Source organism: Synergistetes bacterium HGW-Synergistetes-1 (genome assembly GCA_002839185.1).
Lineage (GTDB): Bacteria > Synergistota > Synergistia > Synergistales > Synergistaceae > Caenicola.
On the sequence record PGXO01000004.1, the window covers coordinates 14,527 to 35,737 of the forward strand.

Annotated in this window: 24 protein-coding genes; 23 read left to right on the top strand and 1 reads right to left on the bottom strand. The window is 47.9% G+C overall.

The window, feature by feature from the left end; genetic code table 11:
* The first annotated feature begins 35 nt into the window (after positions 1–35).
* The 10 genes from CVV54_03660 to rnc all read left to right on the top strand — a co-directional run bounded on the left by CVV54_03660 (position 36) and on the right by rnc (position 8,010).
* The gene (locus CVV54_03660; protein ID PKL04594.1) at positions 36–242 is read left to right on the top strand and encodes a 50S ribosomal protein L32; all 207 of its coding nucleotides are present in this window, start codon (positions 36–38) and stop codon (positions 240–242) included.
* 224 nt (positions 243–466) lie between these two features.
* Positions 467–1,036 (top strand): transcription factor FapR, encoded by a 570-nt coding sequence (locus tag CVV54_03665; protein PKL04595.1) that lies wholly within the window; start codon positions 467–469, stop codon positions 1,034–1,036.
* A 14-nt stretch (positions 1,037–1,050) separates the two neighbouring features.
* Entirely contained in the window at positions 1,051–2,055 is a 1,005-nt protein-coding gene (locus tag CVV54_03670; GenBank protein PKL04596.1) for a phosphate acyltransferase PlsX, read from the top strand.
* On the top strand, positions 2,052–3,017 hold the full coding sequence (locus CVV54_03675) for a 3-oxoacyl-ACP synthase (GenBank protein ID PKL04597.1): 966 nt from the start codon (positions 2,052–2,054) through the stop codon (positions 3,015–3,017). The genes CVV54_03670 and CVV54_03675 overlap by 4 nt, the downstream gene beginning before the upstream one ends.
* 13 nt (positions 3,018–3,030) lie before the next feature.
* Positions 3,031–3,978 (top strand): enoyl-[acyl-carrier-protein] reductase FabK, encoded by a 948-nt coding sequence (locus tag CVV54_03680; protein PKL04598.1) that lies wholly within the window; start codon positions 3,031–3,033, stop codon positions 3,976–3,978.
* Positions 3,978–4,925 carry a [acyl-carrier-protein] S-malonyltransferase gene (gene fabD, locus CVV54_03685; protein ID PKL04599.1) on the top strand — a complete coding sequence of 316 codons (948 nt, stop codon included), beginning with the start codon at positions 3,978–3,980 and terminating at the stop codon, positions 4,923–4,925. The genes CVV54_03680 and fabD overlap by 1 nt, the downstream gene beginning before the upstream one ends.
* Positions 4,925–5,665, top strand: coding sequence for a 3-oxoacyl-[acyl-carrier-protein] reductase (gene fabG / locus CVV54_03690; protein PKL04600.1), 741 nt, complete (start codon positions 4,925–4,927; stop codon positions 5,663–5,665). Before fabD ends, fabG begins: the two co-directional genes overlap by 1 nt.
* Positions 5,666–5,731: 66 nt before the next feature.
* Complete coding sequence (locus tag CVV54_03695) at positions 5,732–5,983, top strand: acyl carrier protein (protein ID PKL04601.1); 252 nt, start codon at positions 5,732–5,734, stop codon at positions 5,981–5,983.
* Between the two features lie 70 nt (positions 5,984–6,053).
* Positions 6,054–7,292, top strand: a complete 1,239-nt coding sequence (fabF, locus tag CVV54_03700; GenBank protein PKL04602.1) for a beta-ketoacyl-[acyl-carrier-protein] synthase II — start codon at positions 6,054–6,056, stop codon at positions 7,290–7,292.
* A 1-nt stretch (position 7,293) separates the two neighbouring features.
* Complete coding sequence (rnc, locus tag CVV54_03705) at positions 7,294–8,010, top strand: ribonuclease III (GenBank protein PKL04603.1); 717 nt, start codon at positions 7,294–7,296, stop codon at positions 8,008–8,010.
* A gap of 77 nt (positions 8,011–8,087) precedes the next feature.
* Here rnc and CVV54_03710 read toward each other — a convergent pair whose 3' ends face one another.
* Positions 8,088–8,306 carry a hypothetical protein gene (locus tag CVV54_03710; protein ID PKL04604.1) on the bottom strand — a complete coding sequence of 73 codons (219 nt, stop codon included), beginning with the start codon at positions 8,304–8,306 and terminating at the stop codon, positions 8,088–8,090.
* A 247-nt stretch (positions 8,307–8,553) separates the two neighbouring features.
* On the opposite strand from CVV54_03710, the gene CVV54_03715 reads away from it, so the two are divergent.
* The 13 genes from CVV54_03715 (at position 8,554) to groL (ending at position 21,107) form a co-directional block, all read left to right on the top strand.
* A complete protein-coding gene (locus CVV54_03715; GenBank protein PKL04867.1) occupies positions 8,554–9,078 on the top strand; it encodes a bifunctional pyr operon transcriptional regulator/uracil phosphoribosyltransferase PyrR in 525 nt (174 codons plus the stop codon).
* A complete protein-coding gene (gene pyrB / locus CVV54_03720; GenBank protein ID PKL04866.1) occupies positions 9,068–10,015 on the top strand; it encodes an aspartate carbamoyltransferase catalytic subunit in 948 nt (315 codons plus the stop codon). Before CVV54_03715 ends, pyrB begins: the two co-directional genes overlap by 11 nt.
* Positions 10,015–11,319, top strand: coding sequence for a dihydroorotase (locus CVV54_03725; protein PKL04605.1), 1,305 nt, complete (start codon positions 10,015–10,017; stop codon positions 11,317–11,319). Before pyrB ends, CVV54_03725 begins: the two co-directional genes overlap by 1 nt.
* Before the next feature lie 193 nt (positions 11,320–11,512).
* The gene (locus tag CVV54_03730) at positions 11,513–12,217 is read left to right on the top strand and encodes an orotidine-5'-phosphate decarboxylase (protein ID PKL04606.1); all 705 of its coding nucleotides are present in this window, start codon (positions 11,513–11,515) and stop codon (positions 12,215–12,217) included.
* A complete protein-coding gene (locus tag CVV54_03735; protein PKL04607.1) occupies positions 12,217–12,819 on the top strand; it encodes an orotate phosphoribosyltransferase in 603 nt (200 codons plus the stop codon). Before CVV54_03730 ends, CVV54_03735 begins: the two co-directional genes overlap by 1 nt.
* Positions 12,819–13,652, top strand: a complete 834-nt coding sequence (locus CVV54_03740; protein PKL04608.1) for a hypothetical protein — start codon at positions 12,819–12,821, stop codon at positions 13,650–13,652. The genes CVV54_03735 and CVV54_03740 overlap by 1 nt, the downstream gene beginning before the upstream one ends.
* Before the next feature lie 82 nt (positions 13,653–13,734).
* Positions 13,735–14,625 carry a hypothetical protein gene (locus CVV54_03745; protein PKL04609.1) on the top strand — a complete coding sequence of 297 codons (891 nt, stop codon included), beginning with the start codon at positions 13,735–13,737 and terminating at the stop codon, positions 14,623–14,625.
* A 3-nt stretch (positions 14,626–14,628) separates the two neighbouring features.
* Entirely contained in the window at positions 14,629–15,375 is a 747-nt protein-coding gene (gene lptB / locus CVV54_03750) for an LPS export ABC transporter ATP-binding protein (GenBank protein ID PKL04610.1), read from the top strand.
* Between the two features lie 58 nt (positions 15,376–15,433).
* Complete coding sequence (gene mviN, locus CVV54_03755) at positions 15,434–16,951, top strand: murein biosynthesis integral membrane protein MurJ (GenBank protein PKL04868.1); 1,518 nt, start codon at positions 15,434–15,436, stop codon at positions 16,949–16,951.
* A gap of 81 nt (positions 16,952–17,032) precedes the next feature.
* Positions 17,033–17,581 (top strand): hypothetical protein, encoded by a 549-nt coding sequence (locus tag CVV54_03760; protein ID PKL04611.1) that lies wholly within the window; start codon positions 17,033–17,035, stop codon positions 17,579–17,581.
* Between the two features lie 176 nt (positions 17,582–17,757).
* Complete coding sequence (gene tsaD, locus CVV54_03765; protein PKL04612.1) at positions 17,758–18,786, top strand: tRNA (adenosine(37)-N6)-threonylcarbamoyltransferase complex transferase subunit TsaD; 1,029 nt, start codon at positions 17,758–17,760, stop codon at positions 18,784–18,786.
* Positions 18,787–19,133: 347 nt separating this feature from the next.
* Complete coding sequence (locus tag CVV54_03770) at positions 19,134–19,424, top strand: co-chaperone GroES (protein ID PKL04613.1); 291 nt, start codon at positions 19,134–19,136, stop codon at positions 19,422–19,424.
* A 39-nt stretch (positions 19,425–19,463) separates the two neighbouring features.
* Entirely contained in the window at positions 19,464–21,107 is a 1,644-nt protein-coding gene (gene groL, locus CVV54_03775; protein ID PKL04614.1) for a chaperonin GroEL, read from the top strand.
* Positions 21,108–21,211 lie beyond the last annotated feature (104 nt).

Here is a 21,211-nt window from a genome sequence, read left to right on the forward strand (position 1 = left end):
ACATTTTCGCCGAAGATTTAAGGGGGGAACAAATTATGGCAACTCCAAAAAGGCGAGTATCCCACTCCCGTACACACAACCGTAAAGCACAGTGGCTTGGTGCTCTTTCAGGACCCAGTCTTACGGCCTGCACCCACTGCGGTGAGATGATAGAGACATACAAAGCCTGCCCTGCATGCGGTTACTACAAAGGACGTCAGGTAATAAAGGTTTCAGAAGCCTCTACAGCTGCTAAAGACTAGTGATATGCCTTACGAAGATCCGGAGCAAAGGGTTATCCCCTTGCTCCGGATCTTATATTATGGGCACGTAGACATAATTCGGAGCAGCTCAATGGAACAGATTTATCGAGCCTTCATAAAAATTTTAGACGGCCTGTAATATGCCATTGACAACTTTTAAATTCTGTAATATCTTGTCTGGTGTTATGACCTGCTAACAATTACTTTTTACGGGAGATGCCATTTTGCGTTCAGAGCTGAAAAAGCAAAGGCACAGACAGCTTATAGAGCTGATATCCACTAACCCTCTCATGACGGACGAAGAGATAGCCGCTTCCCTTGGAGTGAGCATGAGTACGGTGCGTCTTGATCGTGGTCTTCTCTCTATACCTGAGCTGAGGGAAAGAATGCGGACAATGGCCGAGCAGGCGACCAGCAGGCTCAAGTCTTTAAGGGCAGAAGAAGTGGTCGGCGAACTTCTTGAACTCGAGCCTGACGGATGGGCTCTTTCTGTGTTGAACACGACCAGGGACATGGCATTCAGACATACGAATCTTGTTGGTGATTATTATATATACGCCCAGGCTGCTACTCTGGCAATAGCGACGATCGACAGGGAAATGGTAGTAGTAGGATCCGCAAGGCTGAGGTATCGCCGAGCGGCTTTCGTCGGAGAAAGGATACTTGCAAGATCCAAAGTGGGGACTTACAAGGGAGACAAATATGTCGTCAGTGTGCATACACGGGTCGGCGACAGGGAAGTATTTGTCGGAAGATTTGTTGTAGTCGCCAAGAATTCAGAGGAGCTAGCTTAAATGGAGGCGAAAATATGCTGATAGCACTTGATGCAATGGGAGGGGACCACGCTCCGCTGGAGCCGTGCAACGCTGCCATTCTTGCCTGTCGCGAGCAGCCGCATCTTTCCGTTGCGCTGATCGGTGACAGCGAAAAAATTAAACCGATAATTGAAAAAGCAGAAAAAAATGTCCGTTCGAGGCTGAATATAGTTCCCGCGAACGAAGTGATAAACGGAGGAGACTCTCCTTCGATCTCCATAAGGAGAAAAAAGAATTCGAGCCTGGTCATAGGTTTCGAAATGGTTCGCTCAGGTGAAGCCGCGGGTATCGTATCATCCGGCAACACAGGGGCGATCGCAGCAGGAGGAGTTATCCTCCTGGGGCGTATCCCGGGAATAGACAGACCGGGTCTGGGAGCAATGCTTCCGGTCCTGAACAGGCCTACCCTGTTGATGGATGTAGGGGGCACAGTCAGGTGCAAACCTATAAACCTTTTCCAGTTTGCCCAGATGGGATCCATATACATGAAGCTCTTCAGGAATGTTGAAAACCCCTCGGTTCGTCTTCTGAATATGGGCGAGGAACTGACAAAGGGGGACGAAGTTATATCTGCCGCAAGACAGCTGATAGAAAACAGCGATCTGAATTATCAGGGATATGCTGAAGCGAACGACATACCAAACGGCATATCAGACGTAATAATCTGCGACGGTTTTACCGGGAATGTCGTTATCAAATTCGGAGAAGGCCTGGGAGAACTGCTGAAAGACCAGTTTAAGGAAGAATATGCCAACCATTTGCTGCCCAAGGTGGGACTTTTATTTATGTGGCCTGCAATGAAGAGGGTACTTGGAAGGTTTGACTGGGAAAAAGCAGGAGGATCTCCGGTCCTTGGAGTAAACGGGACTGTGATCAAAGTACATGGGCGCTCAAAAAGTAAGGCAATATCATACGCGATACTTGGAGCAGCAAATTTTGTAGAGCACAACGGAGTCGGAAGGATCAGAGAAGAAATAGCCAGAGGTGGTGCGCAATGATCAAATACATTGGCAGGTCGGCAAAAATTCTGGGAACCAGTAAATATATCCCGGAAAAGATAATGACAAATAAGGATTTTGAAAAAATCGTAGAGACCAACGACCAATGGATCGTTGAGAGGACTGGTATACGCAAGAGACATTTTGCCCTTGATGGTGAGAAATGCAGCGATCTTGCTTACAGGGCAGCGCTTCTGGCCCTCGAAGATTCAGGGCTGAATGCTGATCAGATCGACATGATCCTGGTGGGGACCAATTCACCGGATACAGTCTTTCCAAGCGTTTCATGCAAAGTCCAGGGAAGGCTTGGCGCTGTCAACGCGGGAGCGATAGATATCCAGGCAGGATGTACAGGAAGTTTGACTGCACTCACAGTTGCAGCCTCCGGAATATCCAGCGGGATCTGGGACAAGGTCCTTGTAATAGGAGCTGAAGTTTTCAGGGACATTATCGACTGGACTGACAGGGGTACCTGCATCCTCTTCGGTGATGGCGCAGGGGCCTGCGTAATAGGAGTCTCCGATTCAGAGGGAGGATTTACTTCGACCCGTCTCCTTGCAGATGGCACAGGCCACGAAATGATAAGACTTGAGAGCGGTGAGGATCACATCATGCCGATCGTGAAGATGAAGGGCAATGAGGTCTTCAAGTTTGTAAATACAGTAATGCCGAAATTCATAAAGGGATTCTGCGAAGAATCAGGAGTGACTCCGGAAGACATAGATTTTTGGATATTCCATCAGGCTAATACGAGAATAATAGACGGGGTATTCAAAAGACTGCACATTTCGCAGGAAAAAACGCTGATCAACCTTCCCGAGTATGGCAATACATCGGCGGCATCGCTTATGATAACACTCCACGAGGCGATGGAGGCCGGCAGGATCAAAAGCGGAGACAAGGTATGCTTTGTGGCATTCGGAGCGGGAATGACACTGGGAGTCCTCCTCTACGAGGCTTAGGGAGAAAATCAATATGTTCGAAAACAATCGAGTTACCAAACTTCTGAAGATAAAATATCCTGTAATTCAGGGAGGTATGGCATGGGTAGCAGACGCTGACCTGGCAGCCGCAGTAAGCAACGCCGGCGGTCTGGGTGTAATAGCAGCTGCAAGTATGCCCCCTGAACTTCTGGAAGAGCAGATAGTAAAAATCAGGAAATTGACTGACAAGCCTTTCGGGATGAATATAATGCTCCTTTCCCCAACATCTGATGATGCGCTGGAAATAGCAGCTCAGTACAAAGTCCCTGTAGTGACGACCGGGGCAGGAATGCCGGGCAAAGTCCTTGAGAGGCTCAAACCGCTGGGAACGATAGTTATTCCCGTCATAGCTTCAACGGCACATGCAGAGAGAGTGTCAAAGCAGGGTGCTGACGCTGTCGTCGCCGAGGGCAATGAGGCAGGCGGACACATAGGCGAGATAACTACCATGAATCTTGTTCCACAGGTCGTAGATGTAGTCTCAATACCTGTAATAGCGGCAGGCGGAGTGGCAGACGGAAGAGGCATGGCAGCTGCTTTTGCTCTGGGAGCTGAAGGAGTACAGGTAGGTACACGCTTTGTTTGTGCTGCAGAATCAAACGTGCATTTCAACTACAAAGAAAAAATAATTGAGGCAAACGACAGGGCCACTGTTGTCACAGGAAGGTCTACAGGACATCCTGTAAGAGGCATTAAGAACAAGCTCTCCAGGGAGTTTGAGGAACTTGAAAAAAAAGGTGCTTCAACAGAAGAACTTGAGAAACTTGGAACGGGCAAGCTGAGACTGGCAGTTGTTGACGGAGACACAATGTGGGGTTCGCTAATGGCAGGGCAGTCTGCCGGACTTGTTAAAAGAATTGAGCCCGCGTCAGCGATAATCATGGACATTGTCAATGGCGCTGCAGCGGAGATCGAAAGACTGAAGAGGTTTGCTGACTGATGAAATATTCTCTTATTTTCCCCGGACAGGGCGCTCAAAGGCCCGGCATGGGCAAGGACCTTTATGATAAGTTCGATGTCTCTAAAAGTGTCTTTGAAGAGGCAGACGATGCCCTTGGATTTAAGTTAAGTGACATTATCTTTAACGGAACAAAAGAAGATCTTATGAAGACGGCCATAACGCAGCCTGCGATCCTGACTGTAAGCATAGCTGCTTTAAGAGGCCTTGAGAGCGCTTACGGAAAAAAGCTTGAACCATTTCTGGCTGCAGGCCATAGCCTTGGAGAATACACTTCACTTGTTGCTGCGGGTGCGGTAAGCCTTGCTGACGGAGTCAGACTCGTTCATCTGAGAGGCACACTGATGCAGGAGGCTGTCCCTGTCGGAATAGGCGCTATGTCTGCGATAGTAGGAATGAACATGGAGGAAGTAGTCGAATTCTGTAAAGAAGAGGCCCATGGTGAGGTTTGTGAAGCGGCCAACATCAATTCACAGGAACAGATAGTCATATCAGGGCATAAGGGAGCAGTCGACAGGGCTTCGGCAGCAATAGAAGCGACCGGAAGGGCGAAAGTACTCCCACTGAGAGTAAGCGCTCCTTTCCATTGCGAACTCATGCGCCCCGTAGGCGTTAAGCTGAGGGATGAATTTGAGAATATCAGCTGGAACGAGCCCTCCTGTCCTATCGTGACCAATGCCGCAGCAAAAGCGGTGCAGGATGTAGGAACTCTCAAAGAAGCACTTTACATGCAGACATTTTCACCTGTGCTCTGGATGCAGAGTGTGCTTGAAATGGAGAGGAAAGGCACGGAAGGGTATATAGAGCTTGGTCCCGGGAGCGTCCTTTCAGGCCTGATCAGAAAGATATCAAAGAGTAAGAGACCATATCCGGTCTCAGGACCAGAAGAGCTGGAAGCAGCCCTTGAGTTTTTGAGAGGGGGAATTTGATGCAGAAGGAAAGGATAGCTCTTGTAACAGGCGGCGGCAGAGGCATAGGGAGAGAGATAGCACTTGAACTGGCCCGCAGAGGGTGTTCGGTTGCCCTTAACTACAGCAGGTCGGAAAAAGCGGCTGAGGAGGCCGCTGCTGAGATAGAAGCAATGGGCCGTAAGGCCCTGACTGTCAAGGCGGACGTATCATCCGCAGCTGAAGTGAAAGAGATGTTCGCATTTGTTGCGTCAAAGCTTGGAACTGTAGAAATACTTGTGTGCAATGCAGGCATCACCAGAGACAATCTTCTTATGAGGATGAAGGCCGAGGAGTGGAACGATGTTATCTCGGCAGACCTTTCATCGCTTTTTTATTGCGCCAAAGAAGCCTTGAGACCTATGCTGAAGGCAAGATGGGGAAGAATAATAGCCATAAGCTCAATCACAGGCCTAATAGGAAATCCCGGACAGTGCAACTATGCTGCTGCTAAAGCAGGGATGACAGGGTTCATAAAAAGTCTTGCAAGGGAAGTAGGTTCAAGGGGTATCACTGCCAATGCAGTAGCTCCGGGTTACATAGAAACAGACATGACCTCGGAACTGCCTGCGGAAATCAAGGAAGCGATGCTGAAGAACATTCCGTCAGGAAGGACAGGAACTCCTTCAGACGTTGCGAAAGCCGTTGCATTTCTGGCTTCAGACGATTCAGAATACATACAGGGTCAGGTAATAGCCGTTGACGGCGGCATGACTATGTAGAGCAAAAACCTGTAAAACAAAAGCATATCCGGATAAGAAGAGTAAAATTGGAAGGAGGTGAACTGTATGAAATTGGAAGAAGTACAGGCAAAACTTAAGGAGATCGTAATGGATCGCCTTAACGCGGAAGAGGAGCAGATCAAGCCCGAAGCATCATTTGTTGAAGATCTTGGCGCTGACTCCCTTGACATCGTTGAGCTTATCATGGGAATCGAAGAGGAATTTGACATTGAGATCCCGGATGAAGATGCAGAGAAACTCACCACAGTTGGCGAGGCAATGAGTTACGTAAAGGCCAAATTGGGAGTAGAAGGCTAAATCACGAAATGAAACTTTTTAGGAGGGGCTGCATTAAACCGGTCCCTCCTATCTTCACGGAGGAAAGTCTATGAGAAGAGTAGTGATCACAGGAGCGGGTGCAGTAACGCCCATAGGGATCGGCAAAGAGGAATTCTGGAAGTCTCTTGAAGAAGGCAAAAGCGGTGTTGGCCTTATTACCCTTTTTGATACTTCTAAGCACAGCGTAAAAATAGGCGCAGAGGTAAAAGATTTTGATCCTGAACAGTGGCTTGACAAAAAAGAGGCACGGCGTACAGACAGAATACTGCACCTCTCTACAGCTGCGACTGACCTGGCTGTAAAAGACGCCGGTCTTGATCTTGGATCTTTGGATAAGGAAAAGTTCGGCGTCTATATAGGAAGCGGTGTCGGAGGGATCGGAACCATAGATGACAACTTTACCGCTCTTTTTGAGAAAGGACCAAGCAGGGTGAGCCCCTTCATGGTGCCGATGATGATAGCAAATATGCCTGCAGCCTATGCCGCAATAAGGTATGGAGCAATAGGCCCCAATATGGCAGTAGTAACTGCCTGCGCTTCTTCTATAAACAGTATAGGAGAAGCTTATTACTGTATACAGCGCGGAGATGCAGACATAATGATCTCCGGAGGAGCAGAGGCTGCTATCACATCGATAGCCACCGCAGGTTTTACATCCCTCAAAGCCCTCTCTACGAGGAACGATGACCCCGAACATGCCTCACGTCCCTTCGACTTAGGCCGCGACGGTTTCGTAATGGGCGAAGGTTCCGGGATACTTATCCTTGAGGAGCTCGAACACGCAAAAAAACGAGGTGCTCACATCTACGCAGAGATAACAGGTTACGGCAATACATGTGACGCATACCACATAACAGCGCCTGATCCTACTGGCGACGGTGCTTACCGCTCTATGGCCATGGCAATGAAAAATGCAGGATGGACTCCTGAAGATGTTGACCTTATAAATGCCCACGGGACTTCGACTCCTTTGAACGACAAGATGGAGACCGCTGCAATAAAGAGGCTCCTTGGTGACCATGGCTGTACAGTTATGGTCCAGTCAACAAAATCCATGGTTGGACACCTTCTCGGTGCCGCAGGAGCTGTTGAAACTATAGCAGCGCTTTTGGCGATAGAGGAAGGCATAGTTCATCCGACTATAAACCAGTTTGATCCGGATCCCGAGTGTGACCTCAATACTGTTCCAAACAAAGCTGTCAGTGCTGAAGTAAACAAAGTCCTGATAAACAATTTTGGCTTTGGAGGCCACAACGGAGTTCTTGCGATCGAACGCTTCAAAGACTGATATGAAGAGCACAGCTGATAGTGAGAGGCTGGCAGAAGATCTTCAGAAAAAGATAGGCTACAGATTTAAGAACAAAGATCTTCTCAAACAAGCCCTGACCCATTCATCGTACGCAAATGAGTCAGGGTCATCTTCACATAATGAGAGACTGGAGTTTCTCGGTGATGCTGTACTTGAACTCACCGTTTCGGAGCATCTTTACAATAAATACAAAGATCTCGATGAAGGACAGCTTACCAGAATACGTTCGCAGATCGTATGTGAAAAAAAACTATACAAGTGGGGCCTCATGCTCGGGCTTCAGGAATCAATAAAGCTCGGAAAGAGCCTAATTAAGAAAGGCCCGACAGTAGCAGTAACGGCTGACGCTGCTGAATCGCTCTTTGGAGCCGTATTCCTCGATGGAGGATATACTCATGTCCTGTCGCTGGCGAAGAGTTATGTCGAATTCCATCAGGCGGAGCTTTCACCTGACAGGCTTGACACAAAGACCATGCTACAGGAAACTTTGCAGGCGATGGGAATGGGAGTTCCTTACTACAAGACCATTGAACGATCAGGCCCTGATCATTCTTTGCTATTTAAAGTACAGGTGACGATAGACGAAAAAATACTTGCCGAAGCATGGGGCAAATCCATTAAAGAAGCAGAATTCAACGCCGCGAAGACAGCACTGGAAAAGACGGAAAGCTCCGACAGTTATCGCCGGTTGCGATAGAGATCACTCCTGCTTTTATGTTTTAAAAACTTTATCTTCAATGCAAACCTGAGGATTGTTGAGAAGTCATAAGGCATCTAGCTTTTGAAACCCGTTGAAACAAACTTGTCTATAGATTTACCGTTCAGTATCTTTGGAGCACTCTTATCTTTTCTTGATCCATTTATAAACATCCCCTTGATCAACAGTTCTGACAAAAGTATTGAGGTTGACAAAAATTTCTGATCCTTCGGCATCAGGACCAATAAAATTATCACATTAATAAGTTCGTTAAATACATTGAGCACAAATTTCAACGACATAAAATTCCTTGCAACCGATTGCATAAATTTTAAAAGTGATATATAATACCCGAAGTTCAACTTACGGGGGGAAACAGATGATATCAAAGAGAGAGTCACTCATGTCACTTCGTTCTTACCTCGGAGATATTGATCCTCCGTTTCAAAGGGTCATTTTTAAGATCGCCTGAATGGGCGGTCCTTTTTTTATTATAAAAAGGAGGGGTATAAATTGACAGTTTTAAGAGAAAAGGCAAAGCTTATGAGTTCCGATGACCTCAACAGGGTGATCAAGAGGATCGCACATGAAATGGTCGAGCAGAACAAGGGTACCGAAAACATGATCCTTGTAGGCATTCACAGAAGGGGCGTCTACCTTGCACGCCGCCTGCAGAAGATCATCGAAGAGGTCGAGGGTACTAAGGTCCCATGCGGTGAGCTTGATATCACCTTGTACAGAGATGATCTGACCATGCTTTTCGAACAGCCGATGGTCCACAGCACGAGGATGCCCCAGGACATCTCCGGTAAGAATATTTATCTTGTAGATGACGTTCTTTACACAGGAAGAACTGTGCGTGCTGCCCTTGAGGCCCTTGTAGACCTCGGGCGTCCCTCATCAGTGAAGCTGGCTGTAATAATCGACAGAGGCCACAGGGAACTTCCAATACACGCGGATATGTGCGGCAAGAATGTGCCGACATCCAAAAATGAAGTTATCGAAGTGAAAGTCACAGAGCTTGACGGAAAGGATGAGGTGGTGATCTGTGAACGCGATGCCCAGTGAGGTCGGACAGATAGTTTGGCGTCACAGAAATGTGATAGATGTAGACTGTTTTACAAGGGAGGAACTATACTTCCTGCTCGATCAGGCGCGCCATATGGAGAACGTAATGGACAGACCGATCAAAAAGGTCCCGGTCCTGCGCGGTAAGATGGCTGTCAATCTTTTCTTTGAAAATTCAACAAGGACAAGGGTCTCATTTGAGCTTGCAGAGAAGATGCTTTCTGCAGATGTGGTCAACTGGTCTGTTTCAGGCTCAAGCCACGCTAAGGGCGAGACAATGAGGGACACAGCCTGGACCCTTGAAGCAATGGGAGCGGATATAGTAGTAATGCGGCACGGAGCTGTAGGATCTGCACAGTATCTGGCTTCAAAGCTGAAAAGGGCAATAGTTCTGAACGCGGGAGACGGGACCCACGCCCATCCCACACAGGCCCTGCTTGACCTTTACACTGCATGGAAACACCTGGGTAATCTGGAAGGCAAAAAAATCGCCCTTGTAGGTGACGTCCTCCACAGCCGTGTAGCAAGAAGCGACATAATAGCGTTTAAAACTATAGGGTGCGATGTGGTCCTCTCAGGGCCCCCTACAATGATGCCGAGAGAGATAAACTCACTGGGCTGCCGGTATGAGAAAGATCCCAAAAAAGCTGTTGAGAATGCTGACATGGTATACCTTCTCAGGATACAGAAAGAGAGACAGCAGGATGGACTCTTCCCGTCTGTAGACGAATACCACCGCTGGTGGGGCGCCGACGATGATTTGATGAAGTATGCGAAACCCGGAGCTCTTGCGATGCATCCGGGACCGATCAACAGGGGCGTGGAAATTGCCTCCGAAGTTGCAGACGGACATCAGAGCGTAATACTGGAGCAGGTGCGTTCAGGAGTCGCGATACGCATGGCTCTTCTCTATCTCTGTGGAGGAGGCGCAAGATAATGGGAAAGATATTGTTCACGGACTTTAAAATATTTAACGGCACAGAATTTATTGAGGGCAGGAAAGTGCTGGTCGAGGACGGAAAGATCTCGAAAGTTGGCAAAGATCTTGACAGCAGTGACGCAGAGGTTATCGATGGTTACGGAAAGATCCTCTCACCTGGCTTTGTTGACCTTCATGCCCATTTCAGGGATCCGGGCGGTGAGTGGAACGAGGATATTGGTTCCGGAGCCAGGGCGGGAGCAGCCGGTGGATTTACGACACTTATTGCCATGCCCAATACCAAACCTGCAATTTCAGAGCCTTCTCTTGTAGAATATGTGCTGAGCCACGGGAAAGCAGCCGGTGCGTCAAGGATACTTCCATCCGGATGTGTCAGTAAAAACAGGGAAGGCAAGGAGATGGCAGAACTTCTCAAGATGGCTGAGGCAGGAGCTGTCTTTTTCACAGATGACGGAGCCCCTATAGCCACAAGTTCCCTTTTCCGCCTCGCATTGATGTACACAGGAAAAGATCAGCCTAGAATAATGGAGCATCCGGAAGAGATCAGCCTTTTCAAGGGCGGTCAGGTGCATGAGGGAAAGGTCAGTGCGCTGAGCGGCCTCAAGGGTATCCCCGCAGCATCAGAGGAGATAGATGTGGCAAGGGGAATAGCTCTTGCCAGGGAGACCGGGGGAAGAGTCCACTTTACACACCTGAGCAGTGCGGGAGCCTTGGGACTTATAAGGCAGGCCAAGAAGGAAGGGTTGGATGTCACATGTGATACCACCTTCCACCATTTGACCCTTAATGAAAACGCAGTTATCAACAGCGGTTATAACTCAAGATACAAAGTGAATCCTCCGCTTAGGAGCATAGGAGACCAGGCTGCTCTGTGGGAGGGGATGCTAGACGGAACGATAGATGCCATAGTGACAGACCACGCTCCATGGCACATGGATGAGAAAGATGAGCCATTCCAGGATGCACCGTTTGGGATAGCGTCACTTGAATGCGCTGCCGCTGTACTGATAGACTTTAAGAACAAGAACTACCCTGATGTACCGCTTGAGCTGATCCTGAAACAAATGACGAGCTCCCCGGCATCCCTCCTTCCTGAAAAGTGGCAGTCATTGGGCAGGATAGAAGAAGGGGCCATCGCGGACATAACGGTCATAGATATGGAAAGGACCAGGATCGTTGACTGCTCTGAATGGTTCAGCAAGGCAAGATGCTGCCCATGGGAAGGAATTGCCCTGACCGGCTGGCCTGTAATTACTTTTCTAGAAGGCAGGAAGATTTGGCAGGATAACGAAGATCTTTAGAAACTGACCCTACCAAAGAGCATCTTGCAGGACAATCGCAGGGGCGTGTTAAAGTTTGTCAGGTAATCAGAGGATCAGGTCTTGACATCTTTAGTGCGGCCCCTGTTTTGGTGTATCCTTAATGCCGGGCGCAATAGGGCTCTTTTGCGGATGTATGTGCATAAAGCAGTAGATATAATCTGGAGGTGTAGGTTTGAATAATAAAAAATGTGAATTGATCGCAGCGGTGGATCTGCCGACTCTGGACGCAGCCAGGGAGTTTCTTGAGAAGCTCGATAAAGCGACCCCTTATGTAAAGATAGGACCCAGACTTTACGCAATGGGGGGAGCTCCGTTCATCGGTGAAATAGTTAAAAAAGGATACAGCCTTTTTCTTGACCTTAAACTGCATGACATACCCAACACTGTAGCATCAGCAGTTGAACCTCTTTCTGAGATGGGACTGTGGGCTTTGACCATCCACACGTCAGGCGGACGTGAAATGATGTCTCGGTCCGTCGCAATGAGGGATAAGACAGGAAGCAGGATGAACATCTTTGGGATCACGGTTCTGACAAGCCTCGGAGGAGACCTTTGGAGCGAAGTGCACCCGGGATCTGACCTTGACCGATCACTTGAAGCAAGAGCGCTTGCAGCCGCAAGTGCAGGACTTGACGGCATAGTCTGTTCGCCGCTGGATCTTTCGCTTCTAAGCGGAAAAGCTGAAAAACTTGCAAGAGTTGTCCCTGGTATCAGGAGAATAAGAGCATCGACAGAGGATCAGACAAGGGTGGCAACTGCAAAGGAAGCAGCTGCAGCAGGGGCTTCATATGTCGTTGTTGGAAGGCCGATACTTGAAGCAGCTGATCCTATCAGTGAAGTCAGAAGTATACTTAAGGAAATATCGGAGGTGCAGTGATGAGGAAAGACTTTGTAAAAACAGATGACAAGGAAGTGGCCGCCAGGATCATGGAAATGATGAAAGAGAGCGGGGCCCACCTCGAAGGACATTTCAAACTGACCTCCGGACTTCACAGCGGTCATTACATACAGTGTGCCCTTATGCTCCGTTTCCCTGAGTTTGCAGCATACGCGGGAGAAATGATCGCAGAGCGGATAGCGCACAAAAAACCCGATATCATCCTTTCTCCTGCGTTGGGCGGACTCATCATAGGCCACGAAGTTGCCAGTGCGCTTGGAGTGCCCTTTATCTTCTGCGAAAGGCAGGAGGGGGTGATGAGGCTCAGAAGGTTTCCCCACCCGGGCAAAGTGCGTTTCGCGCTCATCGAAGATGTGGTTACCACAGGCAAGTCATCACGGGAAACAGCGCAGATACTTGCCGAAGGAGGAGCGGAATGGGTCTCTTCCGCTTCAATAATCGACAGGCGTGCAAATGATACTTATAAGGACTGGGACCTTGTTTCCCTCTGGAAACTAAGTTTTCCTCTTTATGAAGAGCAGAGCTGTCCTCTGTGCAAAGAGGGCCTGCCACTTGTAAAGCCGGGGAGCCGTCCGGGCTGATGCCTGCCCGCACTTTGCGGAGAAGTCTGAATAAAGTCTTATTAACTGCTTTTGCGCTGCTGATGTTGCTTTTCCATCCGGCAGCTGTGAGTGCGGGAAATTTTGCTGTGACTTCACCCTGGATCGGTTTCATCGCCTCTTTTATTGCGGGTGATACTAAAAATGTCCGCTACCTTTCCAATTGGGACTCCTCCGGAAACGTGATAAAAACATCTTCCCCAAGGTCTGGCGAGATAATTATCGCCATAGATTTAAAAGATGCAGAAAACTTCAGGATAAAGAAAAACAACAAGTACCTCAGGCTTCTCTACGATGATATGCCTATGACAAAAGAGCAGCTGCAGAGCGCTTTCTTTGATCCTGCAATGCTTCCTTTTCTCGCGCAGAGCGCAATGAAAATAATGTCGGAAGAGGACAAAGGCAGGTACACATATTTTCAGAGGAGGCTTGCTGAGTTCCAGTCAAAGATAGAAAGTACGATAGACATCGGAAGGCACCTTTTAGGAGATACAAAAATGCTTGATGTTACCGGAGCCGAAGGGACATGGATCCGTTCCTCGATCTCAGGTGCTGTCAGGCCCCCTGCAGCAGTATGGGAGGGGTGGAAGGCAGGCGACACTAAAGCAATGAAAGCCGCACTTGATGAAGCCGCCAGACGCAACTGGCTAATACTGCTCGATCCATGGACCCCGGAGATCATAAGATCTGCGGCTGTTGGCTATGAATACAGGCTGACTCTGCCTCCTCCATCCAAAGACCAGGACTATTTCGTCTTTCTCCATGATATTTTTCTTGCAATATGGAATAAAACTAAAAACGTGAAGACTAAATGATATTATTGGCTGTAAAATATGACAGTAATGCATAGTAGCATTACTGTCTAACGATACTTTCTTCAAGGAATGAGGTCTAACCATGTCAGGCATAAAATATTATCTAAGGTTGCTTCCGGCTGCTGCATTTTTCCTGTTTTTGCCCTTTCAGACCACTCTGTCAGCAGCTCCTGTTGAGGGAACGATGTCGGCGGATACAATAAATTACAATGTAAATACAAAAAAAATATCAGCTGTAGGAAATGTAATAATAAAAAGAGAGGGAGCCATACTCTGGGGCGATAAAGGGGAAGGCAATATGGAAACTTCCGAGTTTACGCTTCAGGGAAACGTTAAGGGAACTTTTCCTGCGGAGAAGACTGACCTGACAGCAGACAGTGTCAAGTGGAAAGGTTCGAAAAACTCTGAAAATGATGGTATTGCTGAGGCCGTAGGCAAGGTCCATCTGACACGGGGAGCGAATGAGAAGATAGATGCGGATTATGTGCTTTGGGAACTTGGTACAAAAAATTACACAGCAAAAGGCAATGTAGACGCAAAAACTGAAAATAACATCCTTATAGCCGATGAAGCCGGACAGAGCAAAGATAAATTCTGGGGCAAAAAAGTTAAAAGATATGAGGATATTAAGCAAAAGCTTGTTGTAAGAGCTGATACTGTTAACGGGACCAGGGTAAATGAAGAGATAAACGAACTGGTCGCAGTAGGGAACGTAGTAATGGATTTTGTGGACAAGGAAGGCCTCAAAAGCAAGGTAACAGGTGAAAAAGGGGTATATTCCAAATCAAAAGCCACCTTTGTGATATCAGGAAATGCAAAGGCTGTCCGCAGCGATGGGAAAACTGTTTTGGCGGATTCGATAATAGTGCACGAGGACTCCAACGATATTGAGGCAATAGGTAACTCGAAGATAACATTCATTACTAACGAGAAAAAGGACAATAAAGAAGAGAAGCCGAAAAGCGGGGAATGAGCAATGGCAATTACCACAAGATCAGAGTTTGAGGTGCTCAAGGCAGAACACCTCGTTAAATCTTATAATAAAAGAAGAGTAGTCGACAATGTATCTATCGAAATAAAAAAGGGTGAAATAGTCGGGCTTTTGGGGCCCAACGGAGCGGGCAAAAGCACCACTTTTTACATGATGATAGGAAGGATAATGCCGGAGTCAGGAAGAGTATTTAACGGAGAAAAAGATATTACGGCACTCCCTATGTATGAGAGAGCCAGGACGGGGCTTGGCTACCTTCCTCAGGAAGCTTCAGTATTCAGGAAACTTACAGTGAGACAGAACCTCGAACTGGTCCTTGAAGAGGCCGGTATCCTCAAGGAAGAACGTGATGCAAAAATAGAGACCCTGCTTGAGGGTTATGGTCTGAAACAGATCGAAAATATCCTTGGGGTCTCTCTTTCAGGCGGAGAGAGACGACGCGTTGAAATAGCCAGATGCCTGGCTCTTGATCCTTCATTCATTCTTCTGGATGAGCCATTCAGTGGAATAGATCCAATAGCAGTGGCCGATCTGCAGGCGATCATAAGACAGCTGAAAGACAAAGGTTACGGAATACTTCTTACAGACCACAACGTCAGAGAGACACTTTCAATTACTGACAGAGCGTACCTCATCCATCAGGGTAAGGTGTTTTTGGAAGGCCTCCCCGGAGAGATAGCAGCTAACGAAGAGGCGAGAAAATTCTACCTCGGCGCAGATTTTTGCTGGTAAGGGCATACTTTCCCAAATGAGCCGCAACGACAACCTTCCGGGCATGGTAAGACATGCGATGAGGATGATGGTCGGCACTCTTGCAAGCAGGATACTTGGTCTTGTAAGGGAAATGCTTACCGCGGCCTTGTTTGGAGCGACCCGCCAGCTTGACGCGTTTTATGTGGCATACACACTGGCAAATCTTTCACGTCAGCTTTTGGCGGAAGGAGCTCTTTCCGCTTCTTTTGTCCCGGTGTTTTCAAGGACTCTTGAAAACAAAGGAAAAGACTCGGCACAAAATCTTGCAAGGCAGGCCCTCTCAGTACTCTTGCTGGGAGGCGCTTTTGTCGTAACTGTCGGTATAATTTTCGCTCCGGTGTTCGTAGGGATAATGGCTCCAGGATTTGCCGCGGAAGAGAGAGCTCTGGCGATATCCCTCACCAGGATAATGTTCCCCTTCCTTCTCTTTGTCTCGGTGGGAGCTCTTGCTATGGGCGTGCTGAACAGTATGGGCTCATTTTTTGTTCCGGCAGTAGCTCCGGCGCTCAGCAACCTGGCTTACATACTCTTTTTGATAGCTACTATGAAAAACCTGACTATATGGAACCTCTCATCAGCGGTCCTCATCGGAGGTATCTGCCATATGCTCCTTCAGTGGTACTGGTGCAGCAGGATGGGAGTGATGCTGACGCCAGCCGTTCCGAAAAAGGACAATGCAGAACTCAAAAACATGATGTACCTCTTTTTTCCATATGCTGCCGGACTCTCATTAAATCAGGTAAACCCTGTGATAAGCAGGATGTTCGGTTCTTTTCTAACAGGAGGTTCGATCTCTGTCCTTACTTATGCGGACAGGATCCTTCAGCTCCCGCTTGGGCTTTTTGTCATAGCTATTTCACAGGCGGTCCTTCCCATGCTCTCCAGACAGGATCCAAATGACAGGGCAGGGTTCAGGGATTTTATAAGAGATGCACTCAGGTTTAACCTTTTTGTAATTCTGCCTGTATCTGTAGGACTCTTCGTTCTTTCCCAGGAGACCGTGCATATACTATTTTTCAGAGGTGCTTTTACCGAATGGGCCTGGCATGCAACAGGCACTGCCCTTGCGATATACGGTCTTGGCCTTCCGGGGATGGCAAGCAGTACCGTCATACTGAGGGCGATGTATGCCAGAAGGATGCCAAAGGGTGCTGTTGGGGTAACCGGGGTGACTGTGGCAGTCAATTTGGCTGCTTGTCTATTGCTGATGCCGCTTTTCAAATACGCGGGTCTTGCAGGAGCCACAGCCGCAGCATTCACATGTTCAAGCCTGTACGGAGCATGGGCTCTTTCAAGGAACCTTAAAGAACCTCTAGGCGTCTTTGATCCCAGATGGCTGGCGAAGATACTTTCTTCTACTATACTGATGTTCATTACTCTCTATGCAGTCAAAATGACTCTGCCATATCCGGTTTCTGCTTCGTTGGGACTCAGGGCGATCTGGCTGTCCGGCATGGTGCTTGCGGGGATAGCAGTATATTCCCTCTCTACGATCCTTCTCCGCTGCTCTGAGTGGCAATGGATAAAAGATGCGCTGAAAAAGAAAAATAATTAATTGATCGATGTTATCATTTACATAGGATCTGACGTATAGATCGGTCTGCTTCTATTCAGGATATTCCAAGGGGGCGTAACAGTGAAAAGAAAATTTTTATTTTTTTCGATGCTTTTGCTTACATTCACCATAATTGCATATCCGCTTTCTTTCCGTGCCGAGGCGAATCAAAACGACATTAATAGTTTGCTGGAAGAAAGACAGACAGACTGTTGGGTGGAAGGAGAGCGATTAGGGGAACTCATTCTGGGTTCAAGGGGAACGATACAGTTCATATATCTTGACGCAAAATTATCAAAGGCGATATCAACTGAGCAGGGTCTTGCGCCATGGGTCGACGATCTGAATCAATATTACGGGTCACCTGAGACCAGAAAAAAAGTCCTCTTCATAGTTAATCTTGAGGCAAACAAACTATGGACTGTCGAAGAGGAAAAGATCAGTGTCGGAGGCTATCATTTAACAAAAACGGATGTTATATCCTCAAGCTGGAAGAATCCTTTCGGGACAGTAGACGCTGGTACCAGCTGGCAGTTTGCCTTCGTTGTACCGCAGGACAAAGTCAAGCCGGGGACAGAGATCATGGTGGGTTATGGTGACGATCTAATAAAATGGAAGGTGCCGAAATAAATGCACAAGTACAAATGCGCTTCGTGCGGACATATTTTTACTTCAGAAAATTTTGCTGAAAAATGCCCGGAGTGCGGCTCAAGGATACTGATACATAAAGAGGGAGAACCAAAGAAAAACAGCTCTTGCAGCTGCAAGGGCGGCAATTGTTCATCCTGTGCCGGTCAATGCGGATGATGGCTGAGCCCAAAGAACTCATCACCCTTGGAATAGAGACAAGCTGTGATGACACTGCACTTGCTGTCATGAAGGGCAGAAATATCGTATTGTCCTCGGTGATATCCAGTCAGATAGAATCGCATTCCGAATACGGAGGAGTTGTTCCCGAACTCGCATCGAGGATGCACCAGGAAATGATCATCCCCCTTCTGGAAGAAGTGCTTGAAGAAACATGCATAAATGATCCAGCAAAAGAGATCGACCTTATTGCCGTTACTGCCGGGCCGGGACTGATGGGTTCGCTTCTTGTCGGTGTCATGACTGCCAAGGCGCTCTCACAGGCGTGGAGGACACCTATCATTGGAGTCAACCACCTGGAGGGACACATATTTGCAAACGTCGCCGCGAACAGAGACCTCGCTCCGCCTTTTATTTCAGCTATAGTATCGGGGGGGCATACTGAGATCGTATGGGTGAAGAATTTTGGAGAATATGAACTTCTGGGTTCAACAAGAGATGATGCAGCTGGCGAAGCCTATGATAAGATTGCGAAAATGATGGGGCTTGGCTATCCTGGAGGTCCGGTCATAGACAGTCTGGCATCGCGAGGCGACCCGGAAAGCTATGCGCTGCCAATGCCGCTTTCCTCGTCAGGCAAGGTCGAATTCAGTTTCAGCGGATTAAAAACTGCTGCGGCCAATATAATAAGAAACTCGGAAAAAACAGGCACCTCCTTAAAAAAGGAAGATATCTGCGCATCTTTCCAGAAAGCGGTAATAGGATCTCTTACATGCAAAATAAAACTCGCTGCAGACATGACAGGGGTAAAAAGACTGACGCTTTCAGGAGGCGTTGCAGCAAATTCCGGTCTTCGCAGCAGGCTTAATGAGATGGCAGAAGAAGAGGATTGGGAGTTATTCCTTCCTCCGAAAAATATGTGTACTGATAATGCTGTTATGATCGCATCTGCCGGAACGGACTCTTTCCTCAGGGGCAACAGGTCAGACCTTTCGCTCTCTCCAGACCCTTCATGGGAGATTTGGTAATTACTTTTCTTGCCCGCATCCTTACTCTCAATATTTTCCTGCCCTGATACCCTCCTAGTAAGCCTTGGTGTAAAAACACCCCGGTTCTGATGATTTTTGAAAAAAGGACATCAGCGCGCACATTCTCTGCACAAATTACGTAAGATAAGCAAAATTCAAAGCATGTTTAAAAATAGAAGGAATGAGTAAATATGCAGACATAAAAGGCATATACATCACATATTTGACTCTAGTCGCATTTGAGAAAAACCTTCTCTCTTATTAAACTTCAGTCGAAAAGAAGTTAGCACTCGATTGACGTGAGTGCTAACATCAAATAACAAAATATTAACAGGAGGGGTCATTTTATGAAACTTAAGCCACTTGGAGACAGAATAGTTGTTAAAGCCGCACCTCACGAAGAAAAGACAAAAGGCGGACTCGTTCTTCCTGAAACAGTGAAAGAGAAGCCAGTCGAAGGAATCGTTGTTGCTGTAGGAGAGGGAAAAGTACTTGAGAACGGCAAACGTCAGCCCATGGATGTCAAACCTGACGACAGGATCATATACAGCAAATACTCAGGTACTGAAGTCAAGCTTGATGGTGAGGATTTCCTCATCCTGAGCGAAAGAGACGTACTGGCAGTAGTAACGAAGTAAGAAATATAAAATAATTATTATTCTGGGAGGAATATGATCATGGCAAAGATATTGCTTTTTAAAGAAGAAGCCCGCCGTGCTATGGAGCGCGGAATGAATAAAGTTGCAGACACAGTCGGAATCACACTTGGCCCCAAAGGCCGCAACGTAGTCCTTGACAAGAAATATGGTTCACCCACCATCACTAACGACGGCGTGACGATCGCAAAGGAATTTGAACTCGAAGATCCGTTTGAAAATATGGGAGCACAGCTTATCAAAGAAGTAGCTTCAAAAACCAACGATGTAGCAGGAGACGGTACGACAACAGCTACAGTCCTTGCCCGTGCTATGGTCCGCGAAGGCATTAAAAACGTTGCCGCAGGAGCTAACGGAATGCTCATCCGCAAGGGTATCGAAAGCGCGACTGAGACAGTTGTAGAGCAGCTCAAGAAGCAGGCAGTCCGCGTAAAAGAGCACAGCATGATCGCACAGGTCGCTTCGATCTCAGCAAACGACAAGGCGATCGGCGAACTTATCGCTGAGGCTATGGGCAAGGTCGGAGAAGAAGGCGTAATCACAGTTGAGGACAGCAAGAGCTTTGGAACATCACTCGAGACAGTGGAAGGCCTCCAGTTCGACAAGGGATACATCAGCCCCTACATGATCACGAATCCTGATCGTATGGAAGCAGTGCTTGAAGACTCCAATATACTCATCGTTGACGGCAAGATCAGCAATGTCAAAGACATGCTCCCCGTCCTCGAGAAGATCGTACAGCTTGGCAAACCTCTCCTCATCATCGCAGAGGATATTGAAGGCGAAGCCCTTGCTACACTTGTAGTCAACAAACTCCGCGGCATCCTCCAGGTTGTTGCTGTCAAAGCTCCCGGATTCGGCGACAGAAGGAAGGCAATGCTCCAGGATATAGCTGTTGTTACAGGCGCTACAGTCATTAGCGAAGAAGTCGGCATGAAGCTTGAGAATGCAGACACGACAGTCCTCGGCGGAGCCAAAAAGATCAAGGTTACCAAAGAAGACACAACGATAGTCGAAGGGAAAGGCGATTCCAAGAACATCAAGGATCGCGCATCCCAGATAAAGAAAGAGCTTGCTGATTCAACATCAGAGTATGACAAAGAGAAGCTTCAGGAGCGCCTTGCCAAGATAGTCGGCGGAGTTGCGGTCATCCAGGTCGGTGCTGCGACAGAGACCGAGCAGAAAGAACTCAAACACCGCATTGAAGACGCACTCAACTCGACCCGCGCGGCAGTTCAGGAAGGCATCGTAGCAGGCGGCGGAGTTGCACTTGTAGAATGCACAAAGGAACTTGACAAGCAGATCGCAAAACTTGAGGGAGACATCAGGACCGGAGCAATGATAGTCCGCAAGTCTCTGACTGAGCCCCTCCACCTGATCTCTTCAAACGCAGGTCTCCAGGGTGATGTCATCATCGAGAAGGTGAAGACGCTGAAAACCGGACAGGGACTTGATGCAACGACAGGCGAGTATGTTGACATGATCAAAGCCGGTATAATCGACCCCGTTAAGGTAACACGTACAGCAGTTCAGAACGCTTCCTCCATCGCAGCTATGGTACTCACCACAGATGCTCTCGTAGCTGACAAGCCGGAAAAGAAGGATACTCTCGGCGACATGGCAGGTATGGGCGGCATGGGCGGAATGGGCGGTATGGATTACTAATATCCACAAGATCAGATAGCAGTATTTCGAACAGGCGGGGGTTGCCCCCGCCTGTTTTTTGTCCTGCAATAAAAATTATAGAGTGGAAATCGCGGCTTCTTTAT

Bases quoted from the DNA above. Each gene is read 5' to 3' on its own strand.
- CVV54_03680 (PKL04598.1), top strand. From the start codon at position 3,031: ATGTTCGAAAACAATCGAGTTACCAAACTTCTGAAGATAAAATATCCT.
- CVV54_03670 (PKL04596.1), top strand. From the start codon at position 1,051: ATGCTGATAGCACTTGATGCAATGGGAGGGGACCACGCTCCGCTGGAG.
- pyrB (PKL04866.1), top strand. From the start codon at position 9,068: ATGCCCAGTGAGGTCGGACAGATAGTTTGGCGTCACAGAAATGTGATA.
- CVV54_03695 (PKL04601.1), top strand. From the start codon at position 5,732: ATGAAATTGGAAGAAGTACAGGCAAAACTTAAGGAGATCGTAATGGAT.
- lptB (PKL04610.1), top strand. From the start codon at position 14,629: ATGGCAATTACCACAAGATCAGAGTTTGAGGTGCTCAAGGCAGAACAC.
- CVV54_03770 (PKL04613.1), top strand. From the start codon at position 19,134: ATGAAACTTAAGCCACTTGGAGACAGAATAGTTGTTAAAGCCGCACCT.
- CVV54_03715 (PKL04867.1), top strand. From the start codon at position 8,554: ATGAGTTCCGATGACCTCAACAGGGTGATCAAGAGGATCGCACATGAA.
- fabD (PKL04599.1), top strand. From the start codon at position 3,978: ATGAAATATTCTCTTATTTTCCCCGGACAGGGCGCTCAAAGGCCCGGC.
- CVV54_03735 (PKL04607.1), top strand. From the start codon at position 12,217: ATGAGGAAAGACTTTGTAAAAACAGATGACAAGGAAGTGGCCGCCAGG.
- CVV54_03745 (PKL04609.1), top strand. From the start codon at position 13,735: ATGTCAGGCATAAAATATTATCTAAGGTTGCTTCCGGCTGCTGCATTT.
- fabG (PKL04600.1), top strand. From the start codon at position 4,925: ATGCAGAAGGAAAGGATAGCTCTTGTAACAGGCGGCGGCAGAGGCATA.
- CVV54_03675 (PKL04597.1), top strand. From the start codon at position 2,052: ATGATCAAATACATTGGCAGGTCGGCAAAAATTCTGGGAACCAGTAAA.
- fabF (PKL04602.1), top strand. From the start codon at position 6,054: ATGAGAAGAGTAGTGATCACAGGAGCGGGTGCAGTAACGCCCATAGGG.
- CVV54_03660 (PKL04594.1), top strand. From the start codon at position 36: ATGGCAACTCCAAAAAGGCGAGTATCCCACTCCCGTACACACAACCGT.
- tsaD (PKL04612.1), top strand. From the start codon at position 17,758: ATGGCTGAGCCCAAAGAACTCATCACCCTTGGAATAGAGACAAGCTGT.
- CVV54_03740 (PKL04608.1), top strand. From the start codon at position 12,819: ATGCCTGCCCGCACTTTGCGGAGAAGTCTGAATAAAGTCTTATTAACT.
- CVV54_03725 (PKL04605.1), top strand. From the start codon at position 10,015: ATGGGAAAGATATTGTTCACGGACTTTAAAATATTTAACGGCACAGAA.
- mviN (PKL04868.1), top strand. From the start codon at position 15,434: ATGAGGATGATGGTCGGCACTCTTGCAAGCAGGATACTTGGTCTTGTA.
- rnc (PKL04603.1), top strand. From the start codon at position 7,294: ATGAAGAGCACAGCTGATAGTGAGAGGCTGGCAGAAGATCTTCAGAAA.
- groL (PKL04614.1), top strand. From the start codon at position 19,464: ATGGCAAAGATATTGCTTTTTAAAGAAGAAGCCCGCCGTGCTATGGAG.